This is a genomic window from Halorussus rarus (genome assembly GCF_003369835.1).
GTDB lineage: Archaea > Halobacteriota > Halobacteria > Halobacteriales > Haladaptataceae > Halorussus > Halorussus rarus.
In genome coordinates this window covers 1115098-1133894 of record NZ_QPMJ01000002.1, presented here as the reverse complement: position 1 = coordinate 1133894, position 18797 = coordinate 1115098, and the positions used below count along the sequence as shown (strand labels likewise).

At 68.9% G+C, this 18797-nt stretch carries 19 protein-coding genes and 1 tRNA gene; 9 read left to right on the top strand and 11 right to left on the bottom strand.

Features of this window, described 5'->3' with window-relative positions; genetic code table 11:
* Positions 1–163 precede the first annotated feature (163 nt).
* On the top strand, positions 164–796 hold the full coding sequence (locus tag DVR07_RS13935; protein WP_115797879.1) for a TetR/AcrR family transcriptional regulator: 633 nt from the start codon (positions 164–166) through the stop codon (positions 794–796).
* 46 nt (positions 797–842) lie between these two features.
* On the opposite strand, the gene DVR07_RS13930 is transcribed toward DVR07_RS13935, so the two are convergent.
* The 3 genes from DVR07_RS13930 to DVR07_RS13920 all read right to left on the bottom strand — a co-directional run bounded on the left by DVR07_RS13930 (position 843) and on the right by DVR07_RS13920 (position 2788).
* Positions 843–1703 (bottom strand): universal stress protein, encoded by an 861-nt coding sequence (locus tag DVR07_RS13930; protein ID WP_115797878.1) that lies wholly within the window; start codon positions 1701–1703, stop codon positions 843–845.
* A gap of 164 nt (positions 1704–1867) precedes the next feature.
* Positions 1868–1939 (bottom strand) — tRNA-Thr (locus tag DVR07_RS13925).
* Positions 1940–2053: 114 nt separating this feature from the next.
* Positions 2054–2788 carry a DUF7114 family protein gene (locus DVR07_RS13920; RefSeq protein ID WP_193570145.1) on the bottom strand — a complete coding sequence of 245 codons (735 nt, stop codon included), beginning with the start codon at positions 2786–2788 and terminating at the stop codon, positions 2054–2056.
* Positions 2789–2859: 71 nt separating this feature from the next.
* Between DVR07_RS13920 and DVR07_RS13915 the strand changes: the two genes are divergently transcribed.
* The gene (locus DVR07_RS13915) at positions 2860–3561 is read left to right on the top strand and encodes an enoyl-CoA hydratase/isomerase family protein (protein WP_115797877.1); all 702 of its coding nucleotides are present in this window, start codon (positions 2860–2862) and stop codon (positions 3559–3561) included.
* 19 nt (positions 3562–3580) lie between these two features.
* Here DVR07_RS13915 and DVR07_RS13910 read toward each other — a convergent pair whose 3' ends face one another.
* The 3 genes from DVR07_RS13910 to DVR07_RS13900 all read right to left on the bottom strand — a co-directional run bounded on the left by DVR07_RS13910 (position 3581) and on the right by DVR07_RS13900 (position 7266).
* Complete coding sequence (locus tag DVR07_RS13910) at positions 3581–4540, bottom strand: AEC family transporter (protein ID WP_115797876.1); 960 nt, start codon at positions 4538–4540, stop codon at positions 3581–3583.
* Between the two features lie 154 nt (positions 4541–4694).
* Positions 4695–5615: an acyltransferase gene (locus tag DVR07_RS13905; protein ID WP_115797875.1), complete on the bottom strand. Its 921-nt coding sequence runs from the start codon at positions 5613–5615 to the stop codon at positions 4695–4697.
* A gap of 118 nt (positions 5616–5733) precedes the next feature.
* Positions 5734–7266 (bottom strand): heme-binding protein, encoded by a 1533-nt coding sequence (locus DVR07_RS13900; protein ID WP_115797874.1) that lies wholly within the window; start codon positions 7264–7266, stop codon positions 5734–5736.
* A 158-nt stretch (positions 7267–7424) separates the two neighbouring features.
* Between DVR07_RS13900 and DVR07_RS13895 the strand changes: the two genes are divergently transcribed.
* From DVR07_RS13895 to DVR07_RS13890, 3 genes are all read left to right on the top strand, one after another.
* Entirely contained in the window at positions 7425–7952 is a 528-nt protein-coding gene (locus DVR07_RS13895; protein WP_115797873.1) for a PadR family transcriptional regulator, read from the top strand.
* Positions 7953–8087: 135 nt separating this feature from the next.
* Complete coding sequence (locus tag DVR07_RS21705) at positions 8088–8246, top strand: hypothetical protein (protein WP_162829488.1); 159 nt, start codon at positions 8088–8090, stop codon at positions 8244–8246.
* A 223-nt stretch (positions 8247–8469) separates the two neighbouring features.
* Positions 8470–8862, top strand: coding sequence for a hypothetical protein (locus tag DVR07_RS13890; protein WP_162829572.1), 393 nt, complete (start codon positions 8470–8472; stop codon positions 8860–8862).
* A 131-nt stretch (positions 8863–8993) separates the two neighbouring features.
* Here the strand turns inward: DVR07_RS13890 and DVR07_RS13885 are convergent, their stop codons facing one another.
* The 4 genes from DVR07_RS13885 to pyrH all read right to left on the bottom strand — a co-directional run bounded on the left by DVR07_RS13885 (position 8994) and on the right by pyrH (position 14060).
* Positions 8994–10802: a site-2 protease family protein gene (locus tag DVR07_RS13885; RefSeq protein WP_115797871.1), complete on the bottom strand. Its 1809-nt coding sequence runs from the start codon at positions 10800–10802 to the stop codon at positions 8994–8996.
* A 189-nt stretch (positions 10803–10991) separates the two neighbouring features.
* Positions 10992–11312, bottom strand: a complete 321-nt coding sequence (locus DVR07_RS13880) for a hypothetical protein (protein ID WP_115797870.1) — start codon at positions 11310–11312, stop codon at positions 10992–10994.
* 163 nt (positions 11313–11475) lie between these two features.
* Positions 11476–13338, bottom strand: coding sequence for a lysine--tRNA ligase (lysS, locus tag DVR07_RS13875; RefSeq protein WP_115797869.1), 1863 nt, complete (start codon positions 13336–13338; stop codon positions 11476–11478).
* Positions 13335–14060, bottom strand: coding sequence for a UMP kinase (gene pyrH / locus DVR07_RS13870; protein WP_115797868.1), 726 nt, complete (start codon positions 14058–14060; stop codon positions 13335–13337). Before pyrH ends, lysS begins: the two co-directional genes overlap by 4 nt.
* A 173-nt stretch (positions 14061–14233) precedes the next feature.
* On the opposite strand from pyrH, the gene DVR07_RS13865 reads away from it, so the two are divergent.
* From DVR07_RS13865 to DVR07_RS13855, 3 genes are all read left to right on the top strand, one after another.
* A complete protein-coding gene (locus DVR07_RS13865; RefSeq protein ID WP_115797867.1) occupies positions 14234–15085 on the top strand; it encodes a molybdopterin synthase in 852 nt (283 codons plus the stop codon).
* A 410-nt stretch (positions 15086–15495) separates the two neighbouring features.
* Positions 15496–15747, top strand: coding sequence for a DUF7123 family protein (locus DVR07_RS13860; RefSeq protein ID WP_115797866.1), 252 nt, complete (start codon positions 15496–15498; stop codon positions 15745–15747).
* A 190-nt stretch (positions 15748–15937) separates the two neighbouring features.
* A complete protein-coding gene (locus DVR07_RS13855) occupies positions 15938–17050 on the top strand; it encodes a PQQ-dependent sugar dehydrogenase (protein ID WP_115797865.1) in 1113 nt (370 codons plus the stop codon).
* Positions 17051–17081: 31 nt separating this feature from the next.
* Here the strand turns inward: DVR07_RS13855 and DVR07_RS13850 are convergent, their stop codons facing one another.
* On the bottom strand, positions 17082–18347 hold the full coding sequence (locus DVR07_RS13850) for an aryl-sulfate sulfotransferase (RefSeq protein ID WP_115797864.1): 1266 nt from the start codon (positions 18345–18347) through the stop codon (positions 17082–17084).
* 136 nt (positions 18348–18483) lie between these two features.
* Between DVR07_RS13850 and DVR07_RS13845 the strand changes: the two genes are divergently transcribed.
* Positions 18484–18756 (top strand): DUF7577 domain-containing protein, encoded by a 273-nt coding sequence (locus tag DVR07_RS13845; protein WP_115797863.1) that lies wholly within the window; start codon positions 18484–18486, stop codon positions 18754–18756.
* Positions 18757–18797 lie beyond the last annotated feature (41 nt).

Sequence of the window (18797 nt, the reverse complement as noted above, 5' to 3'; positions counted from 1 at the left end):
GGTATTTCGGGGGAGTTGGCTGGCTTCGGCGGTCAGGTCGCCCTTCCGACTTCGTGTCGAGCGACACGACGGTTCCGTTCTTGACGGGACATCCGGCGTCGGCGACTGACCGACGGAACCGGCACGGCAATCATTATATATGGCGTTCAGCCGGAGTAGGCGTATGAGCAAGTCCGACGACGAGGTCTCCCAGCGCGAGACGCGCGAGGTCATCATGGAGGCGACGTTCCGCGCGCTGAGCAAGCACGGGTACAAGGACCTCCGGATGCGCGACATCGGCGAGGAGATGGAGCTGACTCGCCAGGTCATCCACTACCACTTCGACGGGAAGTACGACCTGATGTCGTCGTTCCTCGAGTACATCATCGACCAGTACGAGGGGAGCGTCGAGCTCGACGCGGACGCCGACCCGGCGACGGAGCTCGACGCCCGCATCGACCAGTGCCTGTTCGGCCCGGAGTTCGAGAAGTTCACCCACTGGGACCGGATGAAGGTGTACCACGAGCTGTTCGCCCAGGCCCAGCGCGACGAGCGCCACCGCGAGATGTTCAACGACCACTACGAGAAGATCCGCGGGAGCATCGTCGAGGTCGTGGAGGACGGCATCGAGCGGGGCGTCTTCCGCGACGTCGACGCCGAGCGGATGGGCCAGCTCGTCACCGACGTCATCCACGTCGCGCGGTCCCGGAAGATCTCGCTCGGCCACGACGACGCCCCCGAGGAGGCCCGGCGGGCCATCGACGAGTTCATCCTCGACTCGCTGTATCTCGACGGCGAGCGCGAAACTTCGACCTGAACGGGTAGCTTCCGCCGCGTCGTGGCCGCGGTCACCCGATCCTGCGCTACGAGTCGGACTGCCGGACGGTCATCACGGGGACTGGCGACGTACGCACCGTCTTTTCGGCGACGCTACCGAGGAGATACCGCTCGATCCCGCTGCGTCCCCGGGTTCCCATCACGACGAGGTCGATCTCGTGTGCGTCCACGTAGGACCGGATCTCTCGATACGGAGTGCCGTACTCGACGCTCGTTTCGACCGCGGAGGCGGAGGCCGCTGTAGCGCGCTCTTCGACGCTACTCACCGCTGCTCGCGCCGCTTCTTCGAGCGCATCGAGGATCGCGTCGGAGCCAACGTCGACTCCCGTCGCCATCGTATCGACGACGGAGAGCGCGTGTACGCGGGCATCGTAAGTGCCGGCAATATCGACGGCGGGGCCGACAGCGGCCGCAGCCCCCTCGCTTCCGTCGGTCGGCACCAGGATGTCGGTGTAGGGGTACGTGGCGCCGGCGTCATCGTCCGCTTTGACTGTCAACACCGGCACGTCCGAGCGCCGAACGACCTTCTCGGTGACACTCCCGAGCAGGTATCGCTCGACGCCGGTCCGCCCGTGAGTCCCCATTACGACGAGGTCGATCCCGTTGTCCGCTGCGTACCGTAGAATCGCGGTATGGGGGACGTCGGTGCGGACGGCCTGTTCGGTCTCGATCCCCGTTACGGAGAGGTTCGCGCATGTCCGTTCCGCGATCTCGGTCCGCTCCGCTTTGAGCCGGTCGTACTCCGGTGCGTTCTCGAGCGCGCGAGAATCGACGACGCAGAGTGCGTGAACGGTCGCATCGTACCGCGTCGCCAGGTCCTCGGCGTACTCGGCGGCCACTTCTGCACAGGGGCTGCCGTCGGTGGGGACGAGGATGTCGTCGAACATCGTTGGACAGTACCCCGTTCGGTCGCCGACCTCATCAACGATTGGTGGCTGTCTCCCGGAAGTGGAGAGCACGCCGACTCCGCGAGGTGAAAACTGGATTCTCTTCGGGTCCCGGTATCGGCGCGGATGACGATCTCTTACGGGACTGTAGGTGCAGCGAGAGAAGCCTAGGCCGGGATTTGAACCCGGGCTCTCGTCCTTACCAAGGACGCGCTTTACCGCTAAGCTACCCAGGCGCAGTACGTCGCTGGGACGCGTTTCATGGTATGCCCGGAAACCTCTTTAGGCGTTTCGATTCGCGCCAGGGAGGCCGGGTCGTGCCGCGGTAGGGCCCACCACGCGGAGCCGGGTCACGGGTCGGTCGCCGACGACCGGGGGTCCTCGGCCGGCCCGAGCTGCCGGGGGTTCGGCACGTCGGCCACCGCCTGTTCGACCGCCTCGGCCACCGGCTCGGGCGGTTCGGGGTGGTCGCCGTCGACCGAGGCCGCCAGGTCCGCGGCGTACGAACGCAGCGCCTCCGAGGGGTCGGCGCCGAACGCGGTCGTGCCCGCGACCACCGCGAGCTCGAACACGTCGGTCTCAAGCGCGTGCGGGGCGGCCGGACGGCCCTGCTGGCCGTCGGTCTCGTCGCGGCCGAACGACTGGACGGTCTCGACCGCCTTGTCGGCGGCTTCAGTCCGGGCGAGCAGCGAGAACCCGCGGGCGACCATCACGTCCGCCGCGAGGATGTCGATGTTGCTGTCGGTGTGGGGCGGGTCGCGCTCCCACGGCGGGTCGTCGGCCAGAGCCCGGGTGAGTCGGAGCCCCTCGTAGATGAGCTGGACGCCGGCGGCCCGCTCCTCGACGCCGACCGGGCCGCGGCCGGCGCCGGCGGTCCCGCCGCCGACATCGTCGCTGTCGGGCGTACCGGTCGTCGCGCCGCCGGTCGCGTCGTCCTCGACGGCGGTCGCGGACGTCAGCGCCAGCACGCCCGGCACCATCGCGGACTCCTCGAGGAGGGCGCGGATGCGTTCGCGGAGTGGGTCGGGCGCGACGTCTCGCACCGCCTGTCGTCCTGCCTCTCGTGCCCGGACGGCCGCTTCCATTGGCCGACCCTTACGACGGAATCGCCAAAGACCTTTGGAAACCGACTCCGAGGGGCGAACGTGATGCGACCGTGATCCGAACCGAGGACGAGGAGTGCGTCCGGGTCGTGACGCTCGACCGGCCCGACCGACGCAACGCGCTCACGCCCGACGGCCTCGACGCGCTCGAAGCAGCCGTGACCGGCGCCGAGCAGTCGGTCGTCTACCTCCGGGGCGCCGGCCCGGCGTTCTGCGCCGGGGCCGACCTCGACGTGGTGGCGGGGCTCGACCGCGAGGGCGCCGAGGCCTTCGCCGAACAGGGCCAGCGCGTCGCGAACGCCGTCGAGAACGCGGACAGCATCGTCGTCACGGGCGTCGACGGCCCGGCTCGGGGCGGCGGCGTCGAGCTGGCGCTCGCGGCGGACGTCCGGGTCGCCACGCCCGACGCCACCTTCGCGGAGCCCGGCGTGACGCTCGGACTGTTCGGCGCCTGGGGCGGGACGGTCCGACTCCCCCGCGTCGTCGGCGAGGGGGAGGCGCTGGACCTCGCGCTCTCGGGGCGGACCGTCGACGCCGAGGCCGCGCTCCGGATGGGACTCGTCTCGCGGGTGACCGACGACCCGCGGGCGGTCGCCGACGAACTCGCCGCCAACGACCCCGAGACCCTCCGCGCCGTCAAGGGGCGACTGCGCGACGACTCGCCGCGCGAGGTCCAGGAGCGCCGCGAGGCGGACGTGTTCGGCGACCTGGTGGCGCGCCACGCCGGCGCCATCGCCGACGAGCGCGACTCCTGACACTGCTGGCCCGCCGGCCTCAGATGACCATTCCGGCCTGCAAGAGCGCGATGAGACCGGTCAGCGTGACCACGCTCCCGAGGGTGCTCGCGAAGATGGCCGTGCTGACGTACTCCGGGCCGGTGAGGCCCCCGACCTCCTCGCCCGACCGGTACTCGATGGAGAGGATGAGCGGCGTGACCGCGGCGGGCATCCCGCACTCCAGCACGAACACCCGCGCCACCGCCGGGTTCGCGCCGAGCCCGAGCGCCAGCGCCACCCCGACGCCGACCAGCGGCGCGACGACCAGCTTCAGCCCGTTCGAGACGCCGACCCTCGAGAGCGCCGCGCCGTGCTGGGTGTTGGCGAGCTGGATGCCCAGCATCAGCAGCATGACGGGGATCGACGCGTCGCCGACCAGCCGGAGCGTCTCCATCGCCGGGGTACCGGCGGCCGGGACGACCCCGAGCCAGCGCGCGACCCACGCCGCGACCACGGCGTACACCAGCGGCAGCCGGAACACCTCGGCGAACGACGACCGGAGGTCGGTCTCGCCGCCGCGGGAGGCCAGGTAGACGCCGACGGTGTACATCAGGACCGACTGGCCCGCGATGAACAGCACCGCGGTCGACTCCCCGACCGCGCCGAACGCGAACGCCGACAGCGGGATACCGTAGTTGCCCGCGTTGGGGAACGCCGAGGTGAGGACCAGCGCGCTCAGCGCGGGCTCGGTCTCGCCGAGCAGCCGACCCACCGCCTCGGCCAGGACGACCATCGCCACCGTGAACACCGCGACGCCCGCCAGCAGCTTCGCGGCTACCTCGCCCGATATCTCGGACGTGGCGAGGCTGTGGAAGATGAGCGCCGGCGTGAGGACGTAGATGGTGATCGTCCCGAGCGCGTCGACGTCGATCTCCCGGAGCTTCCCGAGCAGGAAGCCGACCGCCGACACCGACAGCACCGGCAGTATCGCCGACCCGAGCGCGGAGACGAGTGACACGTCTCGGACGGTGGCGGTTCGGCGTTACAAAGGTGTCGGACCCGGCTACTTGCGAGGGATTTCGGGCGCGTATCGTCCACGAACGATCGTGCGCTTCCCGGCGTGAACGAGAGTGGAGTTCTCGGCGCGACCGAGACGGCCGACCGGACCGACCTTACTCCTCGCCCGGCGGGGTCAGGTCCCGCTGGAACTCGTCGAAGTCGTCGAGGTCCTCGGGCAGGTCGTACTCGATGCGCCGTGCCTCCTTGTCGGTCTCGACGTCGGCGTCGACCGGTTGTGCGACGTCCTCCCATCCGGGTTTTATCTTCACGCTCCGGGCGGGCTGGCCCACCGCGATGTGGTGGGCGGGCACGTCGCTCTGGACCACCGACTTCGCGCCGACGATGGCGTTCTCGCCCACGCGGACGCCCGCTCGGACCATCGAGTCGTAGGTGACGCGGGCGTCGTCCTCGATGACGGTCCGGTAGTTCGACACCTCGGTCTGGTCGACCACGTCGTGGTCGTGGCTGTAGACGTGCGCCGAGTCCGAGATGGACACCCGGTCGCCGACGACCAGTTCGCCGCGGTCGTCGAGGTGGACGTCGTCGTGGACCACCACGTTGTCCCCCACCGAGATGTTGTGACCGTAGGTGAACGAGATGCCCTTGAAGAACCGGCAGCCCTCGCCGCAGTCGGCGAACAGGTGGTCGGCGAGCATCCGGCGGAACCGGAGCGCGAACTCGACGTTGTCGGCCATCGGCGTGGCGTCGAACTGCCGCCAGAGCCACTGGAGGTGCTTCGACCGCCGGAACTTCTCCTCGTCCTTCTCGGCGTAGTACTCGCTCTCGAGGGTGGCGTTGCACGGGTCGTAGCTCTGCAGGCGCACCGTCTCGGCGGGCGAGACCCGCTCGCCGCTCTGCCACCGCTCGTAGGCGTCCCGGTCGCCGTGGAGGTCGACCAGCACCTCCTCGACCACCTCGCAGGTCCGCTCGGGCTCGTCGGGCCCCGCGTTCGAGAGCCGCTCGTCTACCTCCGCGAGGAACGCCTCCAGCGACTCGTCCATCTCGTCGGGGAGGGTCACGTGTCGTTTGGTCATACTGGGTCCTCTGTGGTCAGTTATCGATAGTTGTCAGCCCGTCTTGATGGGGGTTTTGGTTGTGGTGGGAACCGCCGGGACCCCGCTACGGCCCGGCAGGAAGCGCTGCGACCCGACTTCAGGCCAGGAAGACGTGGCGCGGCCGGTCGGCCAGCACGTCGCGGCCCCAGTCGACGGTGTCCGAGAAGGCGTCGCTCCGGAAGAAGCCCATGGCGTCCTCCTTCGACTCCCACTGGCTGGCGATGAACATGTCGTTCTCGTCCTCGCGGTTCGCCAGCAGGTCGGTCTCGAGGTGGCCCTCGGTCTCCGCGAGCACGTCGCCGACCGTCTCGAACTTCTCGACGAAGTCCTCGCGGTGCTCGGGCTTGACGGTGTAGAACATCCCCATCGTGCCGAACCCGCTGCGTTCGCCCGCGCGAGCGACGATGCCCGGCAGGTCCGCGAGGAACCCGCCTGCGGTGTCGGCCGCGCTCTGGGTCTCCCAGACGCTCACGACCGCCGACCGGCCGCCGTGCGGGTTCTCGTAGACCGCCGTCTTCACGTGGGTGTCGTAGTGCTCGAAGTTGCTCCGGAGGCCGTCGACCTCCTCGAACAGCGCCTCGGGGTCGGCCTCCGAGTAGAGCACCATCGCGTACACGTCCTCGCCGTGGGGCTGGCCCGCGTAGATGTCGAGGTCCTCGAGTTCGCCGCGGATGCCATCGGACTCGTCGCCGTCGTCCGCGGTGCCGTCCGGGCCGTGCTGGCCGCTCTCTCCGTGCTGCTCGCCTTTACCGTGGGCGTGTCCGCCCTCGCCCGAGCCGTGACCGTGGTGGCTCTCGGCCTCGCCGTGAGGGTGACCTGAATCTGTCTCGTCGTCAGCCGCCTCGTCGGCGGGCACGGCCTCGCCCGCCATGAACGCCGGCAGGTCCTCGGGCGGGAACTGCCGGCCGAAGTAGAACGAGCCGAAGTCGGCGTACTTCGAGCTGCTCTCGTCGAACCGGAGCTCGTACAGCAGGTCCTTGATGGCGGTCGGGTCGTTGCCGAACAGGTCGACGCCCCACTCGAAGTCGTCCATCCCGATGGAGCCCGTGATGATCTGCTTGACCTGCCCGGCGTAGGTCTTGCCGATCTCGCCGTGGGTGTCCATCATCTCGGCCCGCTCGTCGAACGGGAGGTCGTACCAGTTCTGGCCGGGGGCGCGGCGCTTGTCCATCGGGTAGAAGCAGGCGAACTCGCTGTCGGGGATCTCGGGGTAGAGCTTGCTCTCGGCGTAGCGCGCCAGGCCCGTGTCCTCGATCTCCTCGGGCTCCTTGGTCATCTCCTCGGAGGTGTAGCCGCCGACCTCCGTGACCGAGACGTACGAGGCCGACCGCTCGGTGTACTCGGCGAACGCGGTGCCCTCGAACGCCCGCTCGGCGGTGTCGAGGGCGGCCACCGTCGGCCGGAAGTGGAGGACCAGCAGGTCGGCCTTGTGGCCCAGCATCGAGAACACGGCCGTGGAGCCGTCCTCGGCGTCTGTCACGTCGACGCGCTCGCGCAGGAACGAGACGCCCTCCTCGAGGGCGGCCTCGCGCTCGCGCTCGGGCGCGGCCCGCCACGCGTCCCAGTCGACCGTCCGGAAGTCGTGCAGCGCGTACCATCCCTCGTTCGTCGCCGGAGGCTCTCTCGTCATATCGGGAAGTGGGGACCGAGGCGACAATAGGTTTTTGAGTCGCACCCGCGACCCGGAGCTATCGGCCCTCGTCCGGACTGCTCTCGCGTCTCGCGGAGCGTCTCCGTTCGTTTCCCCGACCGAAAGCCTTTCAAAATCACGGTCTGAATTTTCGGCTAATGCGGAAAAGCGGCCCGCCGAAAGGCCTCATCGCGTATCTCGTGCTCGAACTGCTCGACGAGAAGCCTCGCTACGGGTACGAGATTCTCAAGGAAATACGGTCCATCAGCGGCGGGCACTGGGAGCCCTCCTACGGGTCGGTCTACCCCATCCTCTACAAGTTCGAGGAGGAGGGCTGGGCCGAGCGCATCGAGCGCGAGGACGAGCCCGACCGCAAGTACTTCGAGCTGACCGACTCGGGCCGCGAGGAACTCCAGAACAAGCGCGAGGAGACCGGCGGCAACGCCAAGGACTTCGCGGACGTCATCCTGGGCTTCTACCACGTGTTCGCGGCGTTCGCCACCGACGACCGCTTCGAGGTCGGAAGCCGCCCCGGCGAGTGGCGGTTCGACGAGGAGTTCAACGCCTGGATCATCGAGCAGCTCATCCGCCACTACGAGCGGGACTTCGGCGACTTCGAGCGCATCCCCGACACCCCCGAGGAGTTCGCCGAGCGGATGGGACTCGAGGACGACGGGAGCGAGTAACGTCGGCGTTCGGCCGACGCTTCGGTTTTACTGCGGGACTCGGTGGAACGCCCCTCGATTCGTGGTGCGAATTGGTCATTTGGGACTCTTTCACCGAAGAACTAAAGATTACTCACGTGACATTCACGGGTAACGATGACGGACGATGAAACCACGATAACAGACTATCTGGGGATGCTCGTGCTTTTCCTGTCGTCACTCGTCGCCATCTTTATCGGTCCCCTCGAAGCCGTTCTGGCAATCGGAGTATACTGGCTCTTCGAATCCGAGTCCGAGGACACGAAGGCACGGTAGACGGAGCCATTACTGCACGTCTCATCCACTGACAGGTTCACTCGGGGAATCCTCTATGATCTTGCAAGACTCACGCTCCGTATCCCGCACGAACCGTGCCGATTTGACCAGTCGCTGTCAGAGTCCGAGTCATGAATAGAGGGCGCGAGTTCGATACAAGACCCAGGAGGCCGAGACAACTGAACTCCGTACAGTTATCATCGAAACCTCCTAACGGGTGCCTGTGAATATTTCATCATCTGGGTTCGTCGCGCTCCTCGTTTGTACGAGCATTATGGTCCTCGGCGGGGGAGGATTTTTCGCCGTTGCCGACCAGGATTATCGACTCAGACACACCGACACGACGGTATCAATCGTGCAGGATGAACGCGCAAGGGATTTTGAACGTCTCACTCCGCGTCAGCGGCAGATTTTCGAAAAAGCGGGAGAGTCCGCGGCGTACGTCTCGGACGACCCCTTCGAGTTCCCCGACCGCGTCCAACGCAACGACACTTACTACGACTTCGAATACACGAGTGCCTACGACTGGACGAATCCAAGGACTGCCGTACCCGCTTTCACGTTCCTCGGCGGGTTCCTCGGAGTCGTCGCCTTGCTGGGCCGGAACGTTCGCTGAATCCCTCCTCTGGGTTGCTCACCGTTGGTGGATACGGTCCGACGTCGCTGTCTATCGCCTGACCAATCACGACCGCACCGCAGTCTCGTCCAACGCCTGAATTAGCGCTGTAAAACCGCATCGGCGGCGCGCTACCCCGACAGCAGCTGCGGGCCGAACACCATCACCAGCAGGCTCACCAGCATCACCAGCCCGATGGTGGTCGTCACCATCGTCGTGAGCTCGCGGCCCTGGCTGGTCGGCAGCCGCGAGATGACCGCCTCCGTGCTCGTCCGGAGGATGTGGCCGCCGTCGAGCGGGAACGCCGGGATGCAGTTGAAGAACCCGAGGTTGAGGTTGACCCAGCCGGTCCAGAACAGCGCGTTCGCCAGCAGGAACAGCCCCCACTCGCCGAGGAACGAGAAGGGACCGCCCGCGGCGGTGTAGAAGCCGGCGTTCCACTCGACGAACCCGGCGAAGTTGTACGTCGCGCCGAGCGAGACGCTGGCGAACGGCAGCATCAGGACGCCGAGCGCCCCCGAGAGGAACGAGACGATCGGGCCGCCCACGCCGCCGACGAACCGGCCGAACTCGCCGCCGAGCAGGTCGAGGAACTGGCCGGCGGGGTAGAGCTGGACCCCGAAGCCGTTGACCGAGATGCCGGTGGTCCCCTGCATGACGTAGACGCCCAGCATGGCGTCGCCGTCCTCGCCGCCGAGGGTCACGTCGTAGGGCTCGACGCTGCCGTTGACCCATGCCTCGATGGTGACGGTGTCGCCGGGCGCGTACCCGTCGAGCGCCGCGCTGAACTCCGAGGCGTTGCGGACGCGCTCGTCGCCGACCGACGTGACGACCACGGTCCCCTCTGTCGGCATGCCGGCCGCGGCCGCCGGCCTGTCGGGCCGGACCGTGGCCAGCGCGCCGATCGGGCCGGTGACCGTCTCGCCGCTCTCGGTCTCGACGGTCACCAGGACGCGGTCGCCGACCGCGCGGTGGAACTCCGCCTCGGTGCCGACCGGCGTCCCGTTGACCGCGGTGATGGTCTCGCCCTTCCCGAGCGAGGCGCGGTCCCCGCCGTCGCCCGCGGCGAACGGCGAGTCGGGGTAGATGGCCGTGACCAGCAGCGACCGGTCGATGGTGAGGGTGTCGCCGCCGGCCAGCGTGACCTCGACCGACCGGTCCTCGATGGTCGACAGCGTCGCGTCGAGGTCCTCGTTGCTCTCGACCGCGTTACCGTCGACGGCGACGATGCGGTCGCCGGCCGACAGTCCGGCGTCGCCGGCCGCCGACCCCGGCAGGACGCCGCCGACCGCCGCGCCGGGCGCGACCGCGATGGAGCCGACGACCGGTCCGAACAGCAGCAGGAAGGTGACGAGCGTCACGGCGAAGTTGTTGGTGACCCCCGCGGCGAACATCCGGCTCTGGCTGCCGCGGTCGGCCTTCGCCCGGCTCTCCTCGTCGGGTTCGACGAACGCGCCGATGGGGAGGACGGCGAGGGCCGCGATGCCCATCGACTGGATCTCGATGTCCTCGACCCGGCACATCAGGCCGTGGCCGCCCTCGTGGACGACCAGGCCGACGAGCAGGCCCAGCAGGATCTCGGGCGCGACCGACAGCGGGAGGAACTGGTTGACGCCCGGGATGACCAGCACGTTCCGGGGCTGGGTCGCCGCGGTGGCCTCGGGCGGATTCTGGACGACCGCGACCGCCTGCACCAGCAGGAGGAGGAACGAGCCGGCCATCACGACGAGGGCGACCCCGAGGCCGAAGTTGCCCCACGCCCGCCAGAACCGCTTGGGGCCGGAGAGCCAGTTCAGGAACTGCTTGCCGCGCTGTGTGTGAACCGTCAGGATCGGGCCCTGGGTGCCGACGTACGACGGCAGGAGCCCCTGGGAGTCGAGGACGAGCACCCCCAGCCAGTAGATCGCGATGCCGAGGAGGACCCACACGAGCGTGTTCATTGGGCGAAAGAAGGGACGCGCCGGTCAAAGGCGTTTGGGAACCGCCCGAACGTGCGGCGACTCGCGGGACCTGCCCCCGTCGGGGTTCCGGTCGGCGAGCCGCGGGCGCTCGGGCGACGGTCCGTCGCTCGCCAGTTTGTCGTTACGCTGCAGTCCGCCGGTGGTCTGCCGGAGGCCGACAGTCCGCCGTCACTCGGCGGTCTGCCAGTCCTCTTCGAGCTCCTGCTGCTGGCCCTTCGACTTGCGGCGCTGGCGGAGCTTCCGGACGGCGGCCGCGCCGGCCGCGGTCCCGCCGACGACGGCCAGCCGGCGGCCGTACTTGCGGATGCGGCTCTTGCCCTTGCCGGACGACTCGGCGGTGTCCTCTGTCTCGGTGGTCGACTCGACCAACTCGGCCGCCTCCTCGGCCTCGACGTCGGTCTCGATCTGCTCGTCTTCGACCTGCTTCTCCTCGACCGATTCGACTCGCTTCAGCGCGGGTTTCTCGAGGTTGAGTTCGATTATCGCCATAGTAATCTCTTGGGTCGGAGCGGACGTAACGTTGTCGCCCGACTCTCCGTTCGGAGTAAGCACGGCCGCCCACTTTGTTATGCTGGGCCTGATTCGAGATATCGAGGGCCTACGCCGGGGAGGGCGGCCGGCTGGCGTCGACCGTCCGACGGAGGGCGACAGCTCATCCCTCGCGCCGGAGCCGCGCCAGCACGAACTCCCGGTCGAGCTTCGCGAGGAACGGGCCGAGCTTCGGCCCCTCGTCGTCGTCGAAGAACAGCCGGTAGCCGACCGCGAAGAACTCCCCGATGTCGATGTCGTGGCGCTTGGCCGTCTCGTAGATTTCGCCCTGGACGACCTCGGGGTCGTCGTGCTCGGCCACGAAGTCGGCGAGCTCGTCGAGCGCCGCCTCGGTCCCGGGGTCGAGGTCCACGTCGGGCATCTCGGCCCGCTTGAGCTCGTAGTCGAACTCGTTCTCGGTCCGGCGGGCCCACTCGCGGGCGCGCGAAACGCGCGAGAGCGCGAACGCCGTGACCCAGTCGGGGGCGCCGTCGGGAACGTGACCCTCGCGGCGGGCGATCTCCTCGCGGAGGTCGGGGTCGTCGGTCATCCCGAGGACGGCCGCGAAGGTGTACGGGAGGCGGACGCGCTCGTGGAACGGCCCGTCGACGAGGTCGTCGGCCTGCGCGCGCCGGACGTCGCCGGTTATCGGGACGCTCGCGCGGTCGGGGGCCGGGACGGGGTCGCCGTCCTCGTCGAACCGGGCGGCCACCGTCGGCCGGATGGTCGGCGGGTACGCCGCCGCCGCGACCGCCTCGGCCTTCTCGTCGGCGTCGGACCGGTCGGCGTCGCTCTCGCCGTCGGTCTCGCGCTCCCCGTAATAGTCGCGCTCGAAGGCGTCGAACTCGTCGACGAGGTGGTCGAGGTGCTCGACGCTGAAGTCCCGGGCCTTGCTCGGGTCCTTGGTGAAGAAGTACCGGAGGACCTCGGGCTCGATCATCTCCAGGACGTCCTGGACCATGATGACGTGGCCCGACGACGACGAGAACGCCTCGCCGTCGAGGGTGAACCACTCGTAGGCCATCGGCACCGGCGGCTCGATCTCGAACACGTTCCGGGCGACGTCGCTCCCGCTGGGCCACGAGCCCTCGGCGTGGTCCTTGCCGAAGGGCTCGTGGTCGACGCCGAGCACCCGCCACTGGGCGGGCCACTCGAAGCGCCACGGGAGCTTGCCCTCCCGGAGGGTGGCGGTGCCCTCGTGGCCGCAGCCCTCGATGGTCCGGTCGCCGGCCTCCATGTCGGTGCAGACGTACTCGACCGTGGCGTCCGCGGGCTCGTCGCCGAGGTGAATCGCCGTCACGGTCTCGGTCAGCTTACCGCACTCCTCGCAGACGGGGTTGAAGGGGACGTACTCCTCGTCGACCTTGTCCTGGTAGTGGCCGAGCACCTCGCGGGCCTTCTCGCGGTGTTCGAGCACGTACCGGGTCGCGTCCTCGAACTCGCCGGACTCGTAGAGCTCGGTGTTCGAGACCATCTCGACCGGGATACCCAGCAGTTCGGCGCTGCGCTCGATGAGGTTCGAGAAGTGCTCGCCGTACGAGTCGCAGCAGCCGAACGGGTCCGGAATCGCGGTGTAGGGCTTGCCGAGGTTGCGCCCGAGCGCGCCGGCGTTCACGTCGCCCAACTCGACGATGTTCCCGTCGAGGTCCGCGAGCTTCCGGGGGAGCTTCCGCAGGGGGTCGCGGTCGTCGGCGGTGAACACCTGCCGGACCTCCCGGCCGCGGTCGCGAAGCGCCTCCGCGACGAAGTAGCCCCGGACGATCTCGTTCATGTTGCCGAGGTGCGGGACGCCCGACGGCGAGATACCGCCCTTGATGACGATGGGGTCGTCGGGGTCGCGGGCCAGGATCTTCTCGGCGACCGACTCGGCCCAGAACGCGCGGGGCTGTGGCCCCTGGAGGACGTACGGGTCGTCGTCGGGGTGCATCTCGCGGTCGGCGTCGGTCGCCTCCGCGTCCGAATCGTCGGTTTCGGGGTCGTCGCTCATCGCTCGTCGCCGACCCAGTAGGTCATCTGCTCGTCCGCGCCCTCGGGGACGATGTCGGTGCCGTCGTGGTCGCCGTACCGGACCGCGTCGGCGATGCGCTCGGGCTCGGTGCCGTCGAGGACGATGGTGCGCACGCCCGACCGCTGGATGAGCTTCGCCGCCAGCAGGTCCACCGGCGCCGAACTCCCGGCGTTCATCTCCAGCCCCGCGATGACGTCGACAAGCTCGCCGGCGGTGAGCTCGTCGTACTTCCGAGCGTCGTCGGTCTCGTTGGGGTCGTCGCTGAACACGCCGGGGACGCTGGTGGCGTACACCAGCAGGTCGGCGTTGACGTACTCCGCGAGCGCGGCGCTCACGGCGTCGGTGGTCTGGCCGGGCGTCACCCCGCCCATGACCGCGATGTCGCCGCGGTGCATCGCGGCGCCGGCCGACTCGTAGTCTTTCGGCGGGCTCGGGGCGGCCTGCTCGGACAGCGCCGCGATGAGCAGCCGGGCGTTGAGCCGGGTCACGTCGATGCCGATGTCGTCGAGTTCGATCTCGTTGGCGCCGAGCTCCCGGGCCGCGCCGATGTACTCGCGGGCGACGCCGCCGCCCCCGACGACGGTGCCGATGGTGCAGCCTTCCGCGGCGAGGTCCTCGATCACGTCGGCGTGGTCGCGGACGCGCTCGGAACCGAGGTCCGGCGCGAGGACGCTCCCGCCGATGGAGACGACTACTTTCATTCTGTCGCCGAGTAGCCCCGACGCGGCCTTAAGGATTGCCAACCGTCGGGAGCGGGTCCCGGCCGCAGCGACCCGGCGTCCCGGGGGAAACGCGTCGGTCGCTCGGCTCCCCGGACGGCCCCGCTCCCGGCCCCACCGAAGCCTACAAACGCGCTCCGGTCCATCGTTCCACCATGCACGTACTGAGCGTCGTCGGCCCCGACGCGGCGGCGCGGGCGGTCGCCGACCGGCTGGCGAAGCGCTTCGGCGAGGACGGCCGGGTCGCCGAGGTTCACCGGACCGACGCCGACTTCGAACAGCACGGCGGCCCCGCGGCCGCGCAGTTCGAATTCACGCAGGAAGGCTGGTCGGCGACCGGGCGCAACCGGTCGCTGTCGGACCTGCTCGACGACCTCGCGCCCGACCACGACTACGCCCTCCTCGTGGGCTTCCCCGAGGCCGACGTCCCGCGGGTCGTCGTCGGCGACGATGCCGTCGACGCCGACGACGAGGCGGTGGCCGGTTCTGACGACGCGGACGCCGAGGGGGACAGTTCCGGTGAAACGCTGGTCGCCGTCGAGTCGCCCGCCGATGCCGACCCGGCCGAGATCCGTCGCCTGCTCGACGACACCGAGCCCTACGAGACGCTCGAATCGCTGGTCGCTCGGGTCAAGCGGTCCGACGACGCGCCCTACGCCGGGGCCATCGCCACCTTCACCGGCCGGGTGCGCGCGAAGGAGGACCCCGAGGACGACCCGACCGAGTTTCTCGAGTTCGAGAAGTACGAGGGCGTCGCCGAGGACCGACTGTCCGCCATCGAGTCCGAACTCGAGGAGCGAGACGGCGTCCACGAGGTGGCGATGCACCACCGGACCGGCGTCATCGAGTACGGCGAGGACATCGTGTTCGTCGTGGTGCTCGCGGGCCACCGCGAGGAGGCCTTCCGGACCGTCGAGGACGGCATCAACCGCCTCAAGGACGAGGTCCCCATCTTCAAGAAGGAGGTCACCACCGGCGAGCAGTTCTGGGTCCACGAGCGCCAGTGAGGCGTAGCCCTGCGAGATGATCGGATTCGGGCGTCTGTGAGCGCTCTCTACTACCCTCCCTTTGGCCATAGGCCATGCCACGCGCATCGACCGGTGGGTCGCCGCGACCCACCGGTCGAGCCGCGAAACTGATCCGGTTCCGCCGCCGACCGCCCCGGCGACGGGCTAGCTTTCGGCCCAGACGCGCCCGAATGTCAGTCGTTCGCACGACGTTTCAGGACCGATTTGCGGAACCGGAAACAAAGCCTTAGAAGTGGCTTTGAACGATAAAAAGGTCTCAGAAAACGTCGTAAAAAGTCTATTTTAGCCGATTTTCGCGGCTCGTGTCGCCTCCGTTACTCAAATCCGCGGAAAACGACCCTAACCGTCTCCCCTTTATATCATCCCCCGAGGTCTACGGGGAAACGACGATGAGCGCAACAACGCAGCCCTCCGACGCTCCCGAACCGCAGTCCAAGGAACAGCGGCTCAAGCAGTTCCTGCGGAGCAAAGCCGACGACGGCGAGATGTACTTCAAGAGCAAGTTCATCGCGGACGAGGTCGACCTCTCGGCCAAGGAGATCGGCGCGCTGATGGTGAAGCTCAAGGACTCGGCCGCCGACCTCGAGATCGAGAAGTGGTCGTACACGTCCGCGACGACCTGGCGCGTCAGCCCCGCGTAGTCGCCCGTTCCACTCCAGAATAATCGTTGCGTGCGCCGTCCGTCTGGTCCCCTTTCGGACGGCTCGCCTCCCCGTGTCGTCCTTTCTCGCCGTGCGGTCCCCGTCCGCACGGCGCGATTTCGGCTTCCCCCCACAGCGACCGCACCGCGGAACCACGCTACTTTTCTCCCGCGGTCCCGTTGCTCGACTCATGGAGCGGCGCGCGTACCTCCGGTCGGTGACGGCGGCTGTCGGCGCGGTCGGCGCGGCCGGCTGCCTGCGGACCGCCGGCGACCTGCCGACCACGACCACCGACCGGACCCGGTTCCGCACCGAGACGGTGACGATGGAGCTGGAGGTGCCGTGGGGTGCGGCGTTCGCGCCCGACGGGGACCTCTACCTCACCGAGCGGCCGGGCCGGGTCCAGCGGGTCGCCGCGAAGAACGGCCGCAAGGAGGAGGTGGCCGACCTCACCGACGTCGTGGCGGCCCGCGGCGAGGGCGGCCTGCTCGGGCTGGCCCTCCACCCCGCGGACCCCGACCTCGCGTACACCTACCAGACCTACGAGGGCGAGGACGGGCTCGCCAACCGCGTGGTGCGCCACCGCGTCTCCGAGGACTTCGCCCGGGAGTCGGTCCTCGTCGACGGGATTCCCGCCTCACCCATCCACGACGGCGGCCGCATCGCCTTCGGGCCGGCCGGCTCCTCGGCGTCCGACCGGGCGCTCTACGTGACGACCGGCGACGCGAGCCAGGGGTCGCTGGCCCAGGACCGCTCGTCGCCGGCCGGGAAGGTCCTCCGGCTGACCCCCGAGGGTGAGCCCCACCCGGACAATCCCTTCGGCGACGCCGTGTTCACCTACGGCCACCGGAACCCGCAGGGGCTCGCGTGGCGCGACGGGACGCTGTTCAGCACCGAGCACGGCCCCGACACCGGCGACGAGATCAACGTCCTCCGGGCCGGGAACAACTACGGCTGGCCGGCGGTGACCGGCCCGTCCGACGGGGACCGGTTCACCGACCCCGTCGCGGCGTACACGCCCACCATCGCGCCCGGGAGCGCGGCGTTCTACCACGGCCCCATCCGGGCCTGGCAGGGGGACTTCTTCTTCGGGACGCTCGCCGGCACGCACCTCCACCGGGTCCGGATCGACGACGACAACGAGGTGGTCGAGCAGCAGCGACTGCTCGACGGGAAGTACGGCCGGCTCCGGACCGTCTTCACCGGCCCCGACGACCACCTCTACGTCACGACCAGCAACCGGGACGGCAGGGGGACGCCCGCGCCCCAGGACGACCGCGTGCTCCGGATCCAGCCCGTCTGAACTGATTTCTCGCGAGTCGACTGGTCTGGCCCTACTCGCCGAACAGGACCGCGACTCCGCCCTCCGCCAGCAGCCACAGCGCGCCGAGCGCCATCCCGGCCAGCGTCAGGAGCTCCGGCAGCTTCACCCACGCCGGGAACACGAACGCGGCGTACGCCTCGGCCTGCTTGAGCGCGCTCCGGAGGGTGCCGGTGCCGACGTACCGGCTCCGAAGCTCGGTGCCGGGCACCGTCTCGTGGTCCTCCTCGGGCACCGAGAGCCGGTCGGTGGTGTAGGGCATCCGGACGCCCGAGTAGCGCCAGACCACCTCGCCCCGCTCGTTGACCTCGACGACCCGGTTGTTGAACGTGTCCACGATGAGGGTGTTGCCGTTGGGCAGCCGGTCGGCGTCCCGCGGCCAGTGGAGCAGCCCCCGGCCGCCGTACTGCCAGACGACCTCGTCGGTCGAGGCGTTGAGCTCGACCACCCGGTCGTTCTCGCTGTCGGCGACCAACACCGTCCCGTTCCGCAGCTCGTAGGGGTTGTGCTGGTGGTTGAGGACCGAGGTGTTGCCCGGCTCGCCCACGACGTTCACGATGTCCTTGGTCTCGGGGTCGACCTCCACGACGACGTCGAAATTCCGGACCGAGAGCTGGAAGTTGCCGTTGTCCAGTTTGTCGATGTCGTTCATGTGGGTCCAGTCGGCCTCGCCGCCGGGGTCCGGCGGTCCGCCGTACGTCTCGCGGAACTCGGTCCCCCGGCCGAGGTGGTTCTCGGCCTGCCACTCCCACGTGATCTCTCCGGACTCGTTGACGACGAACGCCCGGTCGTTGCCCATGTCGACGATGGCGGTGTTCCCGTTCTCGAGCCGGTCGACGTCGTGGACCTCGTGGTGGGTGATGTACTCGTCGTACCACGTGTACTTCCAGACGACCTCCCTGGTCTCGGCGTCGAGCTCGAGGACCCGCGACTCGATGCACTGGTCGGGGTCGACCCGCAGCTGGTCGGCCGGACACTCGGCGGGCGAGTGCTTGGTCGTGACCGCCACGAGGACGTTGCCGTTCGCCAGCTGCTCGGCGTCGAACACCCGGGAGTTCGGCGGGTCGAACTCCCAGACGACCTCGCCGTCCCCGTCGACCTCGAGCAGCTTCCCGTCGAGCCCGTAGCTCTGGGCGCTGATGAGGGTGTGGCCCTCGTACGCGCCGTCGGACGACGCGGCCGAGACGCCCTGGCTCGCGACCGCCCACTGCGCGCCCAGGACCGCACCCAGCAGCAGCACGACCCACGCGAGGTACCGCATCCGCCGTCGTCGCTCCATGGGTACCGCTGTCGCCTCCGTCGGCTAAGCCTTGGCGGTCCGACTTGACGGGTCGACCGTCCCGGGCACGCGATTCCCTTCCGCGTACCCTCCGGACGACAGAAGAGCAAAGTACCATGACACCGTATACCACGATATGGGCGTCTGGGGCTGGATCGTCCTCTACGTGCTCCTGTTCTCCCTGCTCCAGTTGCTGATATATCGGTACCTCAGGAGCGACGAGGACGCGCCGCTGTTCCGCTCGACGCCGCCGAACCGGGAGCGGGCGCCCGTCGAGGAGATCCGAGAGCTCGACGACCGCACGCGGAGCGACGACCCCGCCGTGGTGGTGTGTCCGCGGTGCGGGGCGGAGAACGACACCGGGTACACCTACTGCCGAAACTGCGTGAATCCGATGTCGGCCCGGTGAGCGGCCGCGGCCGAGAGACGGGCTTTTCCCGCCGGGACGCC